This window comes from Vibrio sp. 378 (assembly GCF_033339435.1).
In genome coordinates, this window is the sequence record NZ_JAWOUO010000006.1 from 126,846 (window position 1) to 142,876 (window position 16,031).

Here is a 16,031-nt window from a genome sequence, read left to right on the forward strand (position 1 = left end):
TCTTGCTTTGGTTAGTTTTATACGCCTCTAGGGCCTAATTTGCGGCTAATGATAGCCTACACAATGCCATTTGAGAATCACGGTGTGATCTCGATCTCTGCTGGAAGCTGTTCCAACCGCCAGTTTTCGCAGCCCCAACGAAGAATATCTTCTATGTTGGCCGCCCTTACGGTTTCAGGTATCTCGAAACCTAAAAATGTCATGGCGCGCAATAAAGTAGGTTTTGGTGTATCTATATCAATAGCCGTCGCGTGATTTTGTTTCGACAATTTATTGCCGTTGTTGTCCATCGCCAATGGTAAATGCAAGTAGCTAACTTCTGGCTGACCAAGTATTTGGTACAGGCTAATTTGACGCCCTGTCGGCTCGATTAAGTCTGCACCTCGCACGACTTCTGTGACGCCTTGGTCGATGTCGTCCAATACTACCGCAAGATTATAAGCAAATAATCCATCTCGACGTTTAATAATGAAATCTTCATTAACGAGTTGCTCTGGAATAGTAATGGTTCCCCGCTTTTGGTCGAGGAAATAAGCGACAGGCTTGGTCATTTTTAGGCGAATCGCGCCGTCTTTCAAGTTTTTATCGCGGCAAGTGCCAGGATAAAAACCGCCATGCTCTTTAATTTGCTTACGAGTACATTGGCAATAATAGGCTTCTCCATTTTCGAGCCATTTGTTTATTTGAGCTTGGTAAAGGTCGTGACGTTCGCTCTGGTATACCACTTCTCCATCCCAATGCAGCTGATAGGCCTTGAGTGCCTCTAGGATAAGTTGCGCTGCACCTGGCATTTCTCTTGGTGGGTCTAAGTCCTCAATACGTACTAACCAAGCTCCGTTTTGTGCTTTCGCTTGAAAATAACTGCCAAGAGCGGCAATCAGTGAACCAAAATGCAGTGGACCAGAAGGAGATGGGGCGAATCGACCTACATAGCGTGTCATGCGTGTATCTCGAATTTAGTAAACAAATAGGGTGCGAAGATAGCCAAAACAAAAAGGGAGCCTGAGCTCCCTTCAACAATCATAATGCTGGGTGATTAACCTTGCATTTGCTTCTCTTTGATTTCTGCAAGTGTTTTACAGTCAATACAAAGGTCAGCGGTTGGACGTGCTTCAAGACGGCGAACGCCAATCTCTACGCCACAAGACTCACAGAAGCCAAAATCGTCTTCTTTGATTTTATCCAAAGTCTTTTCAATCTTCTTGATCAAACGGCGTTCGCGGTCACGGTTACGCAGTTCTAGGCTGAACTCTTCCTCTTGAGAGGCGCGGTCAACTGGATCTGGGAAGTTTGCTGCTTCGTCCTGCATGTGGTGAACAGTACGATCCACTTCAGCTCTTAGCTGGTCGCGCCAAGCTGTTAAGATTTTCGTAAAGTGTTCAACCTGCTCTGGTGACATGTACTCTTCACCAGGTTTTTCCTGATATGGCTCCACGCCGGCAATGGCTAGGATGCCTATCGTTTTCTTCTTTGATTCTGGCATACAGCATCTCCTACTTACACCTAGTCAACTGCTACGCAGTCAATTTAAGGCGGGTATCTATAGCAAAAAGAGGCGGTGCAAGCAAATACTGAATCGCAAAGTTATCGTCAATGTGAAGACGACATCATTTTTTCTCTTAATTGATAAAATCAATAGCGGAAATCAGCTTCATTCCAGTATCGCTCAGTTCAGCTTTGTAGCAGAGAACTTCCACTCCAGCGTCTTGTGCTTGTTTGAGTAATAGTGAATATTTCGCGTCTATATGGTGCGCCGCGGATACTTTTTCAATACCTGAATGTAAAACAGTGAATAAAAGTATGGCTCTACTTCCATTTTGTGCCATTTCTGTGAGCTCTCTCAGGTGTTTTTGTCCCCGAGTCGTGACCGCATCTGGGAAGTATCCTTGTCCAGTAGAGTCGGTCTCATCAAGAAGAGTGACGCTTTTCACTTCTATATAGCACTTTGGCTTGTCGTCTGCGCTGAGCAAGATATCAATTCGGCTATTTTCATTGCCGTATTTCACCTCAGTTTGAAGTGTGTCATAACCACAAAGCTCTGAAATGACATTATTTTCAATAGCCTCTACGGCTAATTGATTGGCACGCGCGGTGTTGATACAAATACGGTGGCCTTGTTCGGTCTCACTCAACTCCCAACTATTGGGGTATTTTCGTTTCGGGTTGTCGGAAGTAGAAAACCAAACCTTGTTTCCGGGCGTTGCACAACCCGTCATTGCACCTGTATTTGCGCAGTGGATTGTACGGGTTTCACCAGTATCGAGCTCGATATCGGCAAGAAAGCGTTTATAACGTTTGAGTAGAGTGGCGGACTCTAAAGCGGGTGTGAAATGCATTTGCTTATTTAGACAAAAAATTTTTTATGTACAATGTTGCCACCATTACACCATAAGGTATTTCCTTTGTCACAATTGCCGATTGAAGCCGTGATGCCTGAGTTGCTGACGGCGGTCAAAAATCAACATCAAGTGATCTTAAAAGCGGCGCCTGGTTCCGGTAAGTCGACTTACTTCCCTTTGCAGTTACTCTTAAATCATTCGGTTGCTGGAAAAATCATCATGCTTGAGCCAAGACGACTCGCGGCGCGTAACATTGCCCGTTATCTTGCTGAGCAATTGGGAGAACAAGTTGGTCAACGCGTGGGTTATCGAGTTCGTGGCGAGGCAAAGGTAAGTTCTGCAACGCAGCTGGAGATCGTGACCGAAGGGATCATGACTCGGATGATTCAAACTGACCCAGAACTGGATGGGGTTGATCTACTGATCTTTGATGAGTTTCATGAACGCAGCATTCATGCCGATACCGCTTTGGCATTCAGTTTAGAAGTTCAAGAGGCATTGCGAGACGATCTCAAGCTGGTGGTAATGTCGGCAACGCTTGACCAACAAGCATTACAATCGTTGTTGCCGGAAGCCAGTTACATTGAATCTGAAGGGCGCAGCTTTGATGTGGCAATGCGCTACCAGCCGTTAGGTGTGAACGAGCATTTACCTACGAGTATGGCAAAAACAATAGAAAGTCTTATGAACAAAGAGTCTGGATCTTTGTTAGCTTTCCTACCGGGTGTTGGTGCCATAAAACAAGTTGAAGAGCGGTTGTCTCATTTAGCGGATGATATCGACGTATGCCCACTTTATGGTCAACTGAGCTTTGCAGATCAACAAAAAGCGATTACGCCAGCAGAACAAGGTAAGCGTAAAGTCGTTCTAGCGACCAACATTGCAGAAACTTCACTAACGATTGAAGGCATTCGCCTCGTCGTTGATTCTGGGTTAGAGCGTATTGCCCGCTTTGATTTGAAAAACGGTTTAACACGCTTAGAGCAAACATGCATTGCACAGTCTTCAGCGATTCAGCGTGCAGGACGAGCGGGACGAATAGAAGAGGGCATTTGTGTTCGTCTTTATTCTGAAAACCAGTTCAAGCAGCAACCGCTGGTTCCCCAACCCGAAATTTTTCATTCCGATTTGGCTAGTTTAGTTATGGAGCTTGCCTTTTGGGGAACGGGTGATATCCACGATCTAAAGTGGCTTGATGTTCCCGCTAATGCGTCATTGGAACAAGCGAAGCAGCTATTGGTGTCATTGGGACTACTGACGGAAAAAGGGCAATTAACGTCCGAAGGAAAACAGGCGCATGAACTAGGCGTTGAGCCTCGTGCGGCTGCGATGCTAATTAAAGCGCAATCTTACAGTGATAAGATGTTAAATGCTGCTTTGGCGGCGGTCGCACTGATTGAAGAGCCAGAGAGAAATGCTACCAATATCTCTTATAGCTTGCATCGTTGGCTTGTTGGTACTCATCCAAAAAAGTCGATGTTGTTCAAGCGTGCTCAATCTCTGGCATACAAATTGGATACGGTATTTGACCTGAAAGGCGTGGATGAAGATGCATTACCGCTGGTGTTAAGTTTGGCATTTCCAGATCGCATTGCACAGCAGCGCACAAATCAATTTGGGCGATTTACTTTGGCTAATGGTCATGGTGCAGAATGTCGTCAGGAAGACATGCTAGGTGGCTGTGAGTATTTGGTTGCCGTTGACTTAATGCGTTCTCATTCTAATTCAAGTCAAATTCATTCGGCATGTGAATTGGATGTCAATATATTGCGAACGACCTTTGATACGCTATTTTCGTCTGAAGAAGTAGTGGACTGGGATGAAAAAAGAGGCCGTCTAATAGCTGAGCGACAAATAAAACTCGGTCTGCTGGTCGTTGAACGCGAGCCGTTGCCAAGCCCGGACAAAGAAAAAATGACACAAGCTTTACTCACGTATGTCCGCCGCCAGGGCTTACAGAGTCTAAACTGGACACCGGCAGCGGAGAGCTTGTTAGCTCGGATTCGTTGTGCGGTGGAATGGTTACCTGAGCAGTCATGGCCAATGTTTGATGAAGTCAGTTTGCTGGATTCATTAGGGGAGTGGTTAGAACCATACATGACGTCTGTCAGTTCGGTTAAAGACCTGAGCAAGATAAACTTGGTCGAAGCGCTTAATGCTCGATTAGGTTGGCCACTCAATCAACAACTGGATGAATGGTTACCTGAGCATTACCAACTGCCCACAGGTTCAAAGAAGCGTATCCGTTACCAATATGGCCATGAGCCGATATTATCGGTGCGTATGCAAGAAGTATTTGGGGAGAGTGGTTCCCCAACGGTGGCTCTTGGCCGCAAGCGTTTGGTGCTTGAACTGCTTTCACCGGCACAACGTCCATTGCAAGTAACGTCGGACTTGGCGGCTTTCTGGAACGGAAGCTACAAAGACGTTCAAAAAGAGATGAAAGGGCGCTACCCAAAACACGTTTGGCCAGATGATCCTGCCAATCATGTAGCAACAACGAAAACAAAAAGACAATTGAATAATGACTGACAGCAAGAAGCCTAGCGCGAAAAAAGCGCCAGCGAAGAAAAGTACAACCAATAAAGGAGCCGCAAAACAGACTCGACGTACGCCGAGTAAAAAGCCGACTAACGAGAAACGTTCGTGGTTGAAAGTTCTGTGGTCGTTTAGCTGGAAAGCTGGCGTTGCACTTGCCGCTGTTTTGCTGTTTGTTGGGATTTACTTAGATAGTGTGGTGAAAGAACGCTTTGAAGGCCAGCTGTTTGAGCTGCCAACGGTGGTTTATGCCCGTATCTTGAATCTAAGCCCTGGTGAGAATATCACCATCCAAGAACTGCGCAACGAGCTAGATGTGTTGAATTACCGTAAAGTGAGTCAACCTCGTTACCCAGGCGAATATTCCTCTTCTTCCACTCGGATTGAATTGATTCGTCGTCCATTCGAGTTTGCCGATGGTCCCGAGCCGGATCGTCACATTATGCTGCATTTTTCTGATTCTGGCTTGCAACGTATTCAGTCTTTAGAATCTCGAGGAGACCTTGGTTACTTGCGCCTAGAACCGAAGATGTTGGGCATGCTGGAGAAAGACCGTGATGAACAGCGCCTTTTCTTACGTCGTGATCAGTTCCCTGAAATTTTAGTGGATGCGCTGCTTGCGACCGAAGACCGGGATTTTTATCAACATGACGGGGTGTCACCGCTCGCGATTGCACGTGCATTGGTTGCGAACATTAAGGCCGGTCGTACTGTTCAAGGCGGTAGTACGTTGACTCAGCAACTGGCAAAAAACCTATTTTTGACTCGTGATAAAACACTGTGGCGTAAAGTTCGAGAAGCGTATATCGCGCTAATTTTGGATTACCGTTACAGCAAAGATCGTATCTTAGAAGCCTACCTAAACGAAGTGTACCTAGGTCAAAGTGGAGGTGAAGCGATCCACGGGTTTGGCTTGGCGTCGCGTTACTATTTTGGGCAGCCAATCCAGGAGTTGCGAATCGATCAGCTGGCGATGTTAGTTGGGATGGTAAAAGGACCGTCTTACTACAACCCAATTCGTTACCCTGAGAGAACGAAAGAGCGTCGTGATCTCGTTCTGCGCCTGTTAATGCAGCAAAACATGTTGACTTCAGAGCAGTATGAACAAGCTGTAAGTCGTCCACTCGATACGCAAAGCAAGCCACGTATTGCGAGCCGTCAGCCAGCTTATTTCCAACAATTGAGTATTGAATTAAAAGAAAAAGTTGGGGAGCGATTTAAGGCAGAGACCGGACTGCGCGTATTTACGTCTCTGGACCCAGTATCGCAAAGCAAAATGGAACAAGCTATCGCGAAAAAGATCCCAGAACTAGCTAAACGGGGTGGTAAAGAGTTAGAAGCCGCTGCTGTGGCCGTTGATCGCCATAGTGGTGAAATCCGTGCGATGGTTGGTGGTAAACGTGTCGGTTATGAAGGCTTTAACCGCGCGCTCAATGCCAGTCGTCCGATTGGTTCTTTAGTGAAACCAGCGATTTACTTAACGGCTCTAGAACAACCGGATAAATACAACCTAGGCACGACGCTACACGACACGCCGTTAAGTCTGAAGAGCAGTAAAGGTAACGTGTGGACGCCGCGCAACTACGATAGAAAATATCGTGGTGATGTGCCACTTTACATTGCTTTAGCGAAATCACTTAACGTACCAACCGTGCGCTTAGGTATGGCACTTGGCATTCCTGAAGTCTCCAATACTTTAGAGCGTTTGGGCGTGAACAAAGACGAAATTCGCCCAGTGCCTTCGATGTTTTTGGGTTCGTTTTCTTTGACGCCATTCGAAGTCGCACAGATGTATCAGACTCTGACGAATTCAGGTAAGCGTGCAAAACTGACCGCTCTGCGCTCAGTCATGGATATGGAAGGTAATGTGCTGTATCAATCCTTGCCTCGTTCATCAAGAGCCGTGGATGAACAAGCAGCATGGCTAACGACCTACGCGATGAAACAAGGGGTTGCTCAAGGCACTGGCCGCTTCTTACAAAGCCAGTTTGGTTGGGCTGCATTGGCAGGAAAAACGGGTACCAGTAATGATAACCGCGATAGTTGGTTTGTCGGTGTTGATGGTCGTGAGGTGACGACAATTTGGCTAGGCCGCGACGATAATAAACCCGTGAATCTAACGGGGTCGAGTGGTGCATTACGAGTATACGCAGAGTACTTGAAGCAGCGTATTCCTGAGCGTTTAGAGCTCCCATGGCCAAGAGAAATCACCACATTAGGGTTCAAGCCTACATCTGATGGAGGTTTAGAAATGAACTGCCGTAGTGATTACAAACTGCCGGTTTGGGATAAAACCGGTCAGATAAAGCAACAGTGTGAGAAGAAATCAAACTGGTTAAATAGCATATTTGATTGGTAGCATCGCCAAATCAACAACATTAGCTTGTTTATCTGATTAATTCTTAGTACATATTAGGGCGTGTTAGTACAGTACTGCTAGCACGCCCTACTTGATCAGATATTCAATAAAGGAAGAAGTGAATGTTCAAAAAGCTGTTATCAAGCCCATCGGTTCGCAACTTTGCGCTTTGGGTTAGTACCTTTTTGATGATCACTCCTTCTGTTTCCCTCGCCAACTCTCTAACAAAAACGGATGACTTGGAACCTCGACCAAAGGTGGCGGTTGTGCTCGCTGGTGGCGGAGCGAAAGGGGCGGCACACATTGGAGTTTTAAAAGCATTGGAAGAAATGCAGATTCCTGTGGATATTGTGACCGGTACCAGTATGGGCGCCTATGTGGGTGGGCTTTATGCCACGGGGATGAGTGCTGATGAAATCGAGAGTTTTATCTACACCGTCGATTGGGGCAGCGGTTATCGAGATCGTGTTGACCGTAGCCAACGTAGAGTTCGTGACAAAGAGTATGAAGACCGCTATCAAATTAATACCGACCTCGGCTTAAGATTCGGTGAGGTACGAGCACCAACGGGTGTGGTGCAAGGCCAGAACATGTTGCGAGTATTGCGTGAGACTACAGGGAACTTAGGGCGATTCGATTCTTTTGATGATCTTGCCATTCCCTATCGTTCTGTTGCGACAGATATTCTTGCCCTAGAAGAAGTCGTACTGGGCAATGGTTACCTTGTTGATGCAATGATGGCTAGCATGTCTGTACCAGGAGCGCTTCCTCCTTATAAGCTCAATGGCCATATGCTTGTTGATGGCGGCGTCGTCAATAACATGCCTGTCGATGTGGCTCGCGCCATGGGGGCTGATGTCGTTATTGCCGTCGATATTAGCACCGATTACAAAACCGAAGATGAATTTACGGGGCTGTTTACTGTCGCGGACCAACTCTCTAACTATCTCGTTCGTCGTAGTACACAACAGCAAGTGGACGAGCTTGAACCTCAAGATATCTACATTCGTCCCAATGTGGGCACCATGGAAACCGTCGAGTTCGACAAAATGCCTTGGGCTTTTCAAGCTGGGTACGATATTACCAAGCAGTTAAAAGACAAGCTGAAAGGGTTGCGCTTGTCCAATGCGGACTATCAAAAATACATCGATCGCAAACAAGAAGTTCGTAAAACTTTGATTTATGGCGATCAGCGTGTGGTTGATGACATAGTGATTGTTAATAACACGCACTACAGCGATGTGTTGTTGACGAATCGTATTGAATTAGAAACCGGACGTCGTATTTCAACGGCCGAAATTGAGAAAGCCGTTGAAAACCTCTACGCGTTAGATAGGTTCGAGCTCATCACTTATCACTTTGAAGAAGTTGATGGTGAGACATTGTTGGTTTTTGATGTTAACGAGAAGTCGTGGGGGCCTAATTATCTCAACTTCCGATTTTTTCTTGAAGATGACTTCGATACAGATAGCCAGTACGGCATAGGAATATCGACCAACTTTACCAATTTAAACTCTCATGGCGCGGAGTTGGCGTTCAACGTAGAAATGGGCACGGATAAGCTGATTGAAGCTGAGTTGTATTCCCCTGTTTTATCTAGCCAAGAACTTTTTGTATCGGGGCGAATTTCCTATGGTAGTGAGAGCCGAAACTTACCTTTAACAGAGCCTCAAGCACCAGATTTAGAGTCAGTAAATGACTTTTTTCCGGTCACTTACGATGATTTTACAACAGAGTTAGCGATAGGTATCCAACCCACATTGTGGCAAGAACTTCGATTTGGCGCTCGCTACTCTACCGGAGATATTGAGCTTTCTACTTTGGCTTCTGCTGGTAAATTGGATTTTGAACGTCGTGGCCTGTTTGCCAACTATCGCCTGGATACACTTGATGATTTCGCATTTCCGACTCGTGGACTTTTAGTCGATCTCGAATATTTAGTGTCTCATGATCAAAGTCCTCAAGGCGTTAGCCTTTTAGAAACTGACAAAATTATTGAAGATACCGTGTATGAAATCTCTGCACGATTTAAAGGTGCAGTGAGTCATCAGCGTCATACTTTAGTCGGACATGCTGAATATAGTTTTGTAGAGAGTAAAAACTCATCTTTACCGCTTGATCCCAGAGAGTTGGGCGGCTTCTTAAGCCTATCGGGAATCCCAAGAAATAGCCTGATCGGACAGAACTTATTTTTCAGCAGTTTGGTGTACCGATATAAGTGGTTTGATAATGATTTCGGATTGTTTGAAGCTCCAGTCTACCTGGGCGCATCGGTCGAATATGGCGGTGTTTGGTCTGATAATGATCTGAAACTAAACGAAGCGCCGCTTTACAATGCTGGTTCCATCTTCTTTGGTGTTGACTCACCAATAGGACCAATAATGTTGGCATACGGTCGTACCGAGCAAGATTTGGATGCTGTGTATTTGATCGTAGGAACATCGTTTAATTAACCGGGTATGAGAAAGCAAAAACTTGGCATATTTGGTCAAAATTAGCAGAACTTTAGTCGTAAGTTGCTATGTTGGTCAAAATGATAAGATTTTAATTTAAGGTTAAATTTGCTATTATTTTGCCCACAGTTTGGCCTCTACGGCGCTGTTTCTCAATCATAATTGAATGAAAACAAGGGCAATGGAGAGCCAAGTTTCCAAGGATGTTCACTCCTTTACTTTAACAATAGTAATAATAGAGGAGGAACCGCAATGAGAGGAAAAAGTCGTGCTTGAAGCCTACCGTAAACACGTCGAAGAGCGTGCTGCTGAAGGAGTTGTTCCTAAACCGCTAGACGCAGAACAAGTTGCTGGACTTGTAGAACTTCTGAAAAATCCCCCGCAAGGTGAAGAAGAAGTCATTCTTGACCTACTTGAAAACCGTATCCCTCCAGGTGTTGATGAAGCTGCTTATGTAAAAGCGGGTTTCCTAACAGCAGTAGCAAAAGGTGAAGTTAAATCACCATTAGTGAGTCGTGAAAAAGCGGCTGAACTGCTAGGCACTATGCAAGGTGGTTACAACATCGAACCGCTAGTTGAGCTATTGGATGATGAAGCACTGGCAGAGATCGCAGTAAAAGCGCTGTCTCATACGCTGCTGATGTTTGATGCTTTCTATGACGTAGAAGAGAAAGCGAAAGCAGGCAATGCGCATGCACAGAAAGTACTTCAATCATGGGCTGATGCTGAGTGGTTCCTTTCTAAGCCTAAGCTTGAAGAAAAAGTCACTCTAACCGTATTTAAAGTAACAGGTGAAACGAACACGGATGACCTTTCACCTGCACCTGACGCTTGGTCTCGTCCTGATATCCCAGTACACGCACTGGCGATGCTTAAAAACGAGCGTGAAGGAATAAACCCTGATCAACCGGGTACTATTGGCCCGATCAAGCAAATTGAAGAGTTAAAAGACAAAGGTCATCAATTGGTTTACGTTGGTGATGTTGTTGGTACTGGCTCTTCACGTAAATCGGCAACCAACTCAGTGCTTTGGTTTATGGGTGATGATATCCCTTACGTTCCAAACAAACGAGCTGGTGGGTATGTGCTTGGTGGCAAAATTGCCCCTATCTTCTTTAACACAATGGAAGATGCTGGCGCACTACCAATTGAAGTTGACGTAACTAAGCTCAACATGGGCGATGTTATCGATGTTTACCCATATGAAGGTAAAGTTTGCAACCACGAAACTGGTGAGGTTCTAGCTGAGTTCTCGCTAAAAACAGAAGTACTGATTGATGAAGTTCGTGCTGGTGGTCGTATCCCATTGATCATCGGTCGTGGTTTGACAGACAAAGCGCGTCAATCGCTAGGTCTTGAGCCTTCGGACGTATTCCGCAAACCTGGTGAAATCGCAGATTCTGGCAAGGGTTACACGCTTGCACAGAAAATGGTTGGTAAAGCATGTGGCGTAGAAGGCATCCGTCCTGGAACCTACTGTGAGCCGAAGATGACGACAGTAGGCTCGCAAGATACTACAGGCCCTATGACTCGTGATGAACTTAAAGACTTGGCGTGTCTCGGCTTCTCTGCTGATCTTGTCATGCAGTCTTTCTGTCACACATCGGCTTATCCAAAACCAGTAGACGTTAACACTCACCATACACTTCCGGACTTTATTATGAACCGCGGTGGTGTATCTCTTCGTCCTGGTGACGGTATTATCCACTCATGGCTAAACCGTATGCTACTACCGGATACTGTCGGTACGGGTGGGGACTCACATACTCGTTTCCCTCTGGGTATTTCATTCCCAGCAGGCTCGGGCTTGGTTGCCTTTGCAGCTGCGACAGGCGTTATGCCGCTAGACATGCCAGAGTCAATCTTGGTTCGTTTTAAAGGTGAAATGCAACCGGGTATTACACTGCGTGATCTTGTTCATGCCATCCCTTACTACGCGATTCAGCAAGGTCTACTAACGGTAGAGAAAGCGGGCAAGATCAACGAATTTTCTGGCCGTATCCTTGAGATTGAAGGCTTAGAAACGCTAACGGTTGAGCAAGCATTTGAGCTTTCTGATGCATCTGCAGAGCGTTCGGCGGCAGGTTGTACTGTGAAATTGTCTCAAGAGTCGATCGAAGAGTACTTAAACTCTAACATCGTGATGCTGAAGTGGATGATCTCTGAAGGCTACGGTGATCGCCGTACTATCGAGCGCCGCATTACTGCAATGCAAGAGTGGCTAGCAAACCCTGAGCTGATGCAAGCAGATAAAGACGCTGAATACGCACATGTGATTGAAATCGATATGGCTGAAATCAATGAGCCAGTACTATGTGCACCGAATGACCCAGATGACGCTCGTTTGTTGTCTGAAGTACAAGGCACAGCGATTGATGAAGTGTTCATCGGTTCTTGTATGACGAACATCGGTCACTTCCGCGCAGCAGGTAAATTGCTTGATAAGTTCAATGGCCAGTTAGCGACGCGCCTTTGGGTAGCGCCACCAACAAAGATGGATAAAGACCAACTGATTGAAGAAGGCTACTACGGTATCTTCGGACGTGCAGGGGTGCGTATTGAAACGCCAGGGTGTTCACTTTGTATGGGTAACCAAGCACGTGTTGCAGATAAATCAACAGTAATGTCGACTTCAACGCGTAACTTCCCGAACCGTCTGGGTACTGGTGCGAATGTTTACCTATCGTCAGCTGAGCTAGCTGCAGTAGGTGCAATCCTAGGTAAGATTCCAACCAAAGAAGAATACCTAGAATACGCGAAGCAAATCGACGCTACGGCAACGGATACGTACCGCTACTTGAACTTCCATAAAATGGATCAATACACCAAGAAAGCGGACGAAGTGATCTTCCAAGAACCGGCATAATCAGAAATGCACAATTCGAAAGCACCTCATATGAGGTGCTTTTTTTATGGGAGCAATTCGCTATACTCGCACCAAATTGATACGAAATAGGCAATCTCGGTGGAATTTGAATTCATTCGTAACACGTTGATGGGCGAGTACTACGTAAAATGTAGCATGGGACATGAGATTGTAGGGCGCTGGTTGCAAGAAGAAATTGGCAAAGATCCGATGAATATTGCACAGGTTGAAAAGCTAATTGAGCGGTCATTTTCAGCGCCTTCTCAGGAGCATAACCTAACAGGCACGGAAATTAGCTTGATGATTCAGGGCGACGAAGTTCTTGTACAAGAAAACGCATTAGCCCATGAATATGATGTCGAGATGGAAAGTGAGTTCGACTTCTACAATGCAGAAAGTACAGCAAGTTGTGGGATAGAGGATTTCATGACACTTATCGAACAATGGAAAGACTTTTTGAACATTTAATGCACAGTTTTGGGTAACTTCTCTGCCGTTGCTTTAAATTTGTGAAAAGGGCGCACCGATATGGTGCGCTCTTTTTGTTTATAGATATGTAAATTGAGGTTAGCTTTTATTATTCAATGACTTAAAAACTTGGCACGTAGATTGGATTATAAGAAGTGTTTCAGGATGAAAGCTTCGGAGATAACTCAATGAAAATAATCAATGCCATTATTAAGCCGTTTAAATTAGACGATGTACGAGAAGCATTGGCTGATGTCGGTATCGAAGGGATGACAGTATCAGAAGTTAAAGGGTTCGGTCGTCAAAAAGGTCACACGGAATTGTATCGCGGTGCAGAGTATCAAGTTGATTTCCTACCAAAGGTGAAAATTGAAATCGCGACTCACGCAGACAATGTAGATCGTGTTGTTGAAGCAATTACAAAAGCTGCGCAAACCGGAAAAATCGGCGACGGTAAAATTTTTGTTTACGATCTGAACCAAGCGGTGCGTATCCGAACTGGCGAAATGGACGCAGAAGCACTTTAAGAATTCAAAGGATTGGAGATACTTATTATGGAATTAACAACAACAGTAACCGAGTTACGTTACGCACTTGACACCTTTTTCTTCCTCATTTCCGGTGCGTTGGTAATGTGGATGGCAGCAGGCTTTGCGATGCTAGAGGCTGGCCTTGTGCGCTCTAAAAACACAACAGAAATTCTTACGAAGAACATCTGTTTGTACGCCATCGCATGTACGATGTTTCTGATCGTCGGTTATAACATCATGTATGTCGATAATGGAGAAGGAGGCTGGTTACCTTCATTTGGTACGCTAATTGGTACTCAAGGTGAAGGGGCCGACCACTCTTTAGAGTCTGACTTCTTCTTCCAAGTTGTCTTCGTTGCAACTGCCATGTCCGTCGTTTCTGGTGCGGTAGCTGAGCGCATGAAGCTTTGGTCTTTCTTGATTTTCTCTGCGATTTTAACTGCGTTTATCTATCCAATGGAAGGTTACTGGACATGGGGTGGAGGCTTCCTAGCAGAAGCTGGATTTAGTGACTTTGCGGGTTCTGGTATCGTACATATGGCAGGTGCTTCTGCTGCTCTTGCTGGTGTGTTACTGCTTGGCGCGCGTAAGGGTAAGTACGGTAAAAATGGTGAAATCTATCCGATTCCAGGTTCTAACATGCCTTTGGCAACGTTGGGTACTTTTATCCTTTGGTTTGGCTGGTTTGGATTTAACGGTGGTTCTCAGTTGATGGTTTCAGATTTTGAGAATGCTACAGCGGTAGGTCAGATCTTTCTAAACACTAACGCAGCAGCGGCTGCCGGTGCAATTGCGGCGCTATTCGTTTGTAAAACTACTTGGGGTAAAGCCGATTTAACGATGATTCTCAATGGCGCGCTAGCTGGCTTGGTTGCCATCACTGCAGACCCTCTATCGCCATCACCACTGTACGCGGTTGCGATTGGTGCGGTGTCGGGTGCACTAGTTGTATTCAGTATCATTGCTCTAGATAAACTTAAAATTGACGATCCAGTAGGTGCTATCTCAGTTCACGGTGTGTGTGGTTTCTTCGGCCTAATGGTAGTGCCACTGAGCAACGGTGATGCAACGTTTGGTGCACAGCTTTTAGGTGCCGTAGTTATCTTTGCTTGGGTATTTGGTGCCAGCCTAGTTGTGTGGGCAATCTTGAAAGCAACCGTTGGGATTCGCGTTACAGAAGATGAAGAAATGGAAGGTATGGACATGCATGATTGTGGTGTTGGTGCTTACCCAGAGTTTGTTACGGTGAAATAATCATTAGCTTGTAATAAATGGTTACACACTTAACACAATAAAACCTGCTCCGATGAGCAGGTTTTTTAATATTCGTCATTGTCTTCTTATTGAACATACATATAATAACGCAACTGATAAACGTTATCATTAGCATGGTAAAGGATTAAACAATGAAAAAACTGCTAACTCTTTCAGCACTAACTTGCGCTACTCTAGCTCCAACAGCAATGGCTGCTGAAGAAGTGAACGTCTACTCTTACCGTCAACCTTTCCTAGTTGAACCTATGTTCAATGAGTTCACTAAAGAAACTGGCATCAAAGTAAACGTAAAATTTGCTAAAAAAGGCTTAGCAGAAAAGCTAGCTCAAGAAGGTGAGTACAGCCCTGCTGACGTTATTCTTACGACAGACATCAGCCGTCTAGCTGAACTGACAAACAAAGGTTTAGTTCAGAAAGTCGATAGCAAAATCATTGAAGAAAACGTACCTGCTCAATACCAAGATAAAGAGAATGAGTGGTTTGCTCTAACTCTACGTTCTCGTAGCGTTTATTCATCACGTGATCGCGTAGGTAAACTAGGCGCAGATTTCAACTACGCAGACTTAGCTAAGCCAGAGTTCAAAGGTAAAATTTGTACTCGTAGCGGTAAGCACCCGTACAACGTTTCTCTAGTTTCAGCAATGATTGCTCACAATGGCGAAGCAGAAACCAAAGAGTGGTTGGAAGGCGTGAAAGCAAACCTTGCTCGCAAACCACAAGGCAACGACCGTGCACAAGTTAAAGCGATCAAAGAAGGCCTATGTGATGTTTCTCTAGGTAACAGCTACTACCTAGGTAAAATGGTTAACGACAAAGAGCAAAAAGCTTGGGCTGATGCAGTTTACATCAACTTCCCTAACCAAGAGACTACAGGCACTCACGTGAATATCTCTGGTATGGCGATGGCGAAGTACTCTCCAAACAAAGACAATGCTGTGAAGCTAATGGAATTCCTAACGGGTGACAAAGCGCAGCAAATGTACGCAGAAGTTAACTATGAGTACCCAGTTAAAGAAGGCGTGAAGCGTTCTGAGCTTGTGGAATCTTGGGGTGACTTTAAAGCAGACAAGCTTTCTCTAGACGATATTGCAGCCAACCACGAAGCGGCAATTAAGCTATTAGACGAAGTGAAATTTGACCTTTAATTCCTTGTGGGGGTATAACAGTACCCCCATTTGATTAAAGGATATGAGATGTATTTGC

The 16,031-nt window shown here is 45.3% G+C and carries 11 protein-coding genes; 8 read left to right on the top strand and 3 right to left on the bottom strand.

The genetic code is table 11. The features are described from left to right. Positions 1 to 77: 77 nt before the first annotated feature. The 3 genes from gluQRS to sfsA form a co-directional block, all read right to left on the bottom strand. A complete protein-coding gene (gene gluQRS / locus R7Q48_RS13030) occupies positions 78 to 941 on the bottom strand; it encodes a tRNA glutamyl-Q(34) synthetase GluQRS (RefSeq protein WP_248486969.1) in 864 nt (287 codons plus the stop codon). A 95-nt stretch (positions 942 to 1,036) separates the two neighbouring features. Further along, complete coding sequence (gene dksA / locus R7Q48_RS13035) at positions 1,037 to 1,483, bottom strand: RNA polymerase-binding protein DksA (RefSeq protein WP_005386584.1); 447 nt, start codon at positions 1,481 to 1,483, stop codon at positions 1,037 to 1,039. A 136-nt stretch (positions 1,484 to 1,619) separates the two neighbouring features. Then, a complete protein-coding gene (gene sfsA, locus R7Q48_RS13040) occupies positions 1,620 to 2,336 on the bottom strand; it encodes a DNA/RNA nuclease SfsA (RefSeq protein ID WP_213876183.1) in 717 nt (238 codons plus the stop codon). A 33-nt stretch (positions 2,337 to 2,369) separates the two neighbouring features. On the opposite strand from sfsA, the gene hrpB reads away from it, so the two are divergent. The 8 genes from hrpB (at position 2,370) to R7Q48_RS13080 (ending at position 15,973) form a co-directional block, all read left to right on the top strand. Beyond that, on the top strand, positions 2,370 to 4,871 hold the full coding sequence (gene hrpB, locus R7Q48_RS13045) for an ATP-dependent helicase HrpB (RefSeq protein WP_318132322.1): 2,502 nt from the start codon (positions 2,370 to 2,372) through the stop codon (positions 4,869 to 4,871). After that, on the top strand, positions 4,864 to 7,236 hold the full coding sequence (mrcB, locus tag R7Q48_RS13050; RefSeq protein WP_017820402.1) for a penicillin-binding protein 1B: 2,373 nt from the start codon (positions 4,864 to 4,866) through the stop codon (positions 7,234 to 7,236). The genes hrpB and mrcB overlap by 8 nt, the downstream gene beginning before the upstream one ends. 122 nt (positions 7,237 to 7,358) lie before the next feature. Next, on the top strand, positions 7,359 to 9,689 hold the full coding sequence (locus tag R7Q48_RS13055; RefSeq protein ID WP_005380018.1) for a patatin-like phospholipase family protein: 2,331 nt from the start codon (positions 7,359 to 7,361) through the stop codon (positions 9,687 to 9,689). Between the two features lie 268 nt (positions 9,690 to 9,957). Beyond that, the gene (gene acnB / locus R7Q48_RS13060) at positions 9,958 to 12,555 is read left to right on the top strand and encodes a bifunctional aconitate hydratase 2/2-methylisocitrate dehydratase (protein ID WP_005380009.1); all 2,598 of its coding nucleotides are present in this window, start codon (positions 9,958 to 9,960) and stop codon (positions 12,553 to 12,555) included. A gap of 99 nt (positions 12,556 to 12,654) precedes the next feature. Beyond that, positions 12,655 to 13,023 carry a YacL family protein gene (locus R7Q48_RS13065; RefSeq protein ID WP_318132323.1) on the top strand — a complete coding sequence of 123 codons (369 nt, stop codon included), beginning with the start codon at positions 12,655 to 12,657 and terminating at the stop codon, positions 13,021 to 13,023. A 188-nt stretch (positions 13,024 to 13,211) separates the two neighbouring features. Beyond that, positions 13,212 to 13,550, top strand: coding sequence for a P-II family nitrogen regulator (locus R7Q48_RS13070; RefSeq protein ID WP_005386570.1), 339 nt, complete (start codon positions 13,212 to 13,214; stop codon positions 13,548 to 13,550). Between the two features lie 27 nt (positions 13,551 to 13,577). Continuing rightward, positions 13,578 to 14,807, top strand: a complete 1,230-nt coding sequence (locus R7Q48_RS13075; protein ID WP_005386568.1) for an ammonium transporter — start codon at positions 13,578 to 13,580, stop codon at positions 14,805 to 14,807. A gap of 152 nt (positions 14,808 to 14,959) precedes the next feature. Then, positions 14,960 to 15,973, top strand: coding sequence for a Fe(3+) ABC transporter substrate-binding protein (locus R7Q48_RS13080; RefSeq protein WP_005386566.1), 1,014 nt, complete (start codon positions 14,960 to 14,962; stop codon positions 15,971 to 15,973). The last annotated feature ends 58 nt before the right edge of the window (positions 15,974 to 16,031 follow it).

Excerpts from the sequence above, each read along its gene's own strand:
- gluQRS (WP_248486969.1), bottom strand. The coding sequence starts at position 941 with ATGACACGCTATGTAGGTCGATTCGCCCCATCTCCTTCTGGTCCACTG.
- dksA (WP_005386584.1), bottom strand. The coding sequence starts at position 1,483 with ATGCCAGAATCAAAGAAGAAAACGATAGGCATCCTAGCCATTGCCGGC.
- sfsA (WP_213876183.1), bottom strand. The coding sequence starts at position 2,336 with ATGCATTTCACACCCGCTTTAGAGTCCGCCACTCTACTCAAACGTTAT.
- hrpB (WP_318132322.1), top strand. The coding sequence starts at position 2,370 with ATGTTGCCACCATTACACCATAAGGTATTTCCTTTGTCACAATTGCCG.
- mrcB (WP_017820402.1), top strand. The coding sequence starts at position 4,864 with ATGACTGACAGCAAGAAGCCTAGCGCGAAAAAAGCGCCAGCGAAGAAA.
- R7Q48_RS13055 (WP_005380018.1), top strand. The coding sequence starts at position 7,359 with ATGTTCAAAAAGCTGTTATCAAGCCCATCGGTTCGCAACTTTGCGCTT.
- R7Q48_RS13070 (WP_005386570.1), top strand. The coding sequence starts at position 13,212 with ATGAAAATAATCAATGCCATTATTAAGCCGTTTAAATTAGACGATGTA.
- R7Q48_RS13075 (WP_005386568.1), top strand. The coding sequence starts at position 13,578 with ATGGAATTAACAACAACAGTAACCGAGTTACGTTACGCACTTGACACC.
- R7Q48_RS13080 (WP_005386566.1), top strand. The coding sequence starts at position 14,960 with ATGAAAAAACTGCTAACTCTTTCAGCACTAACTTGCGCTACTCTAGCT.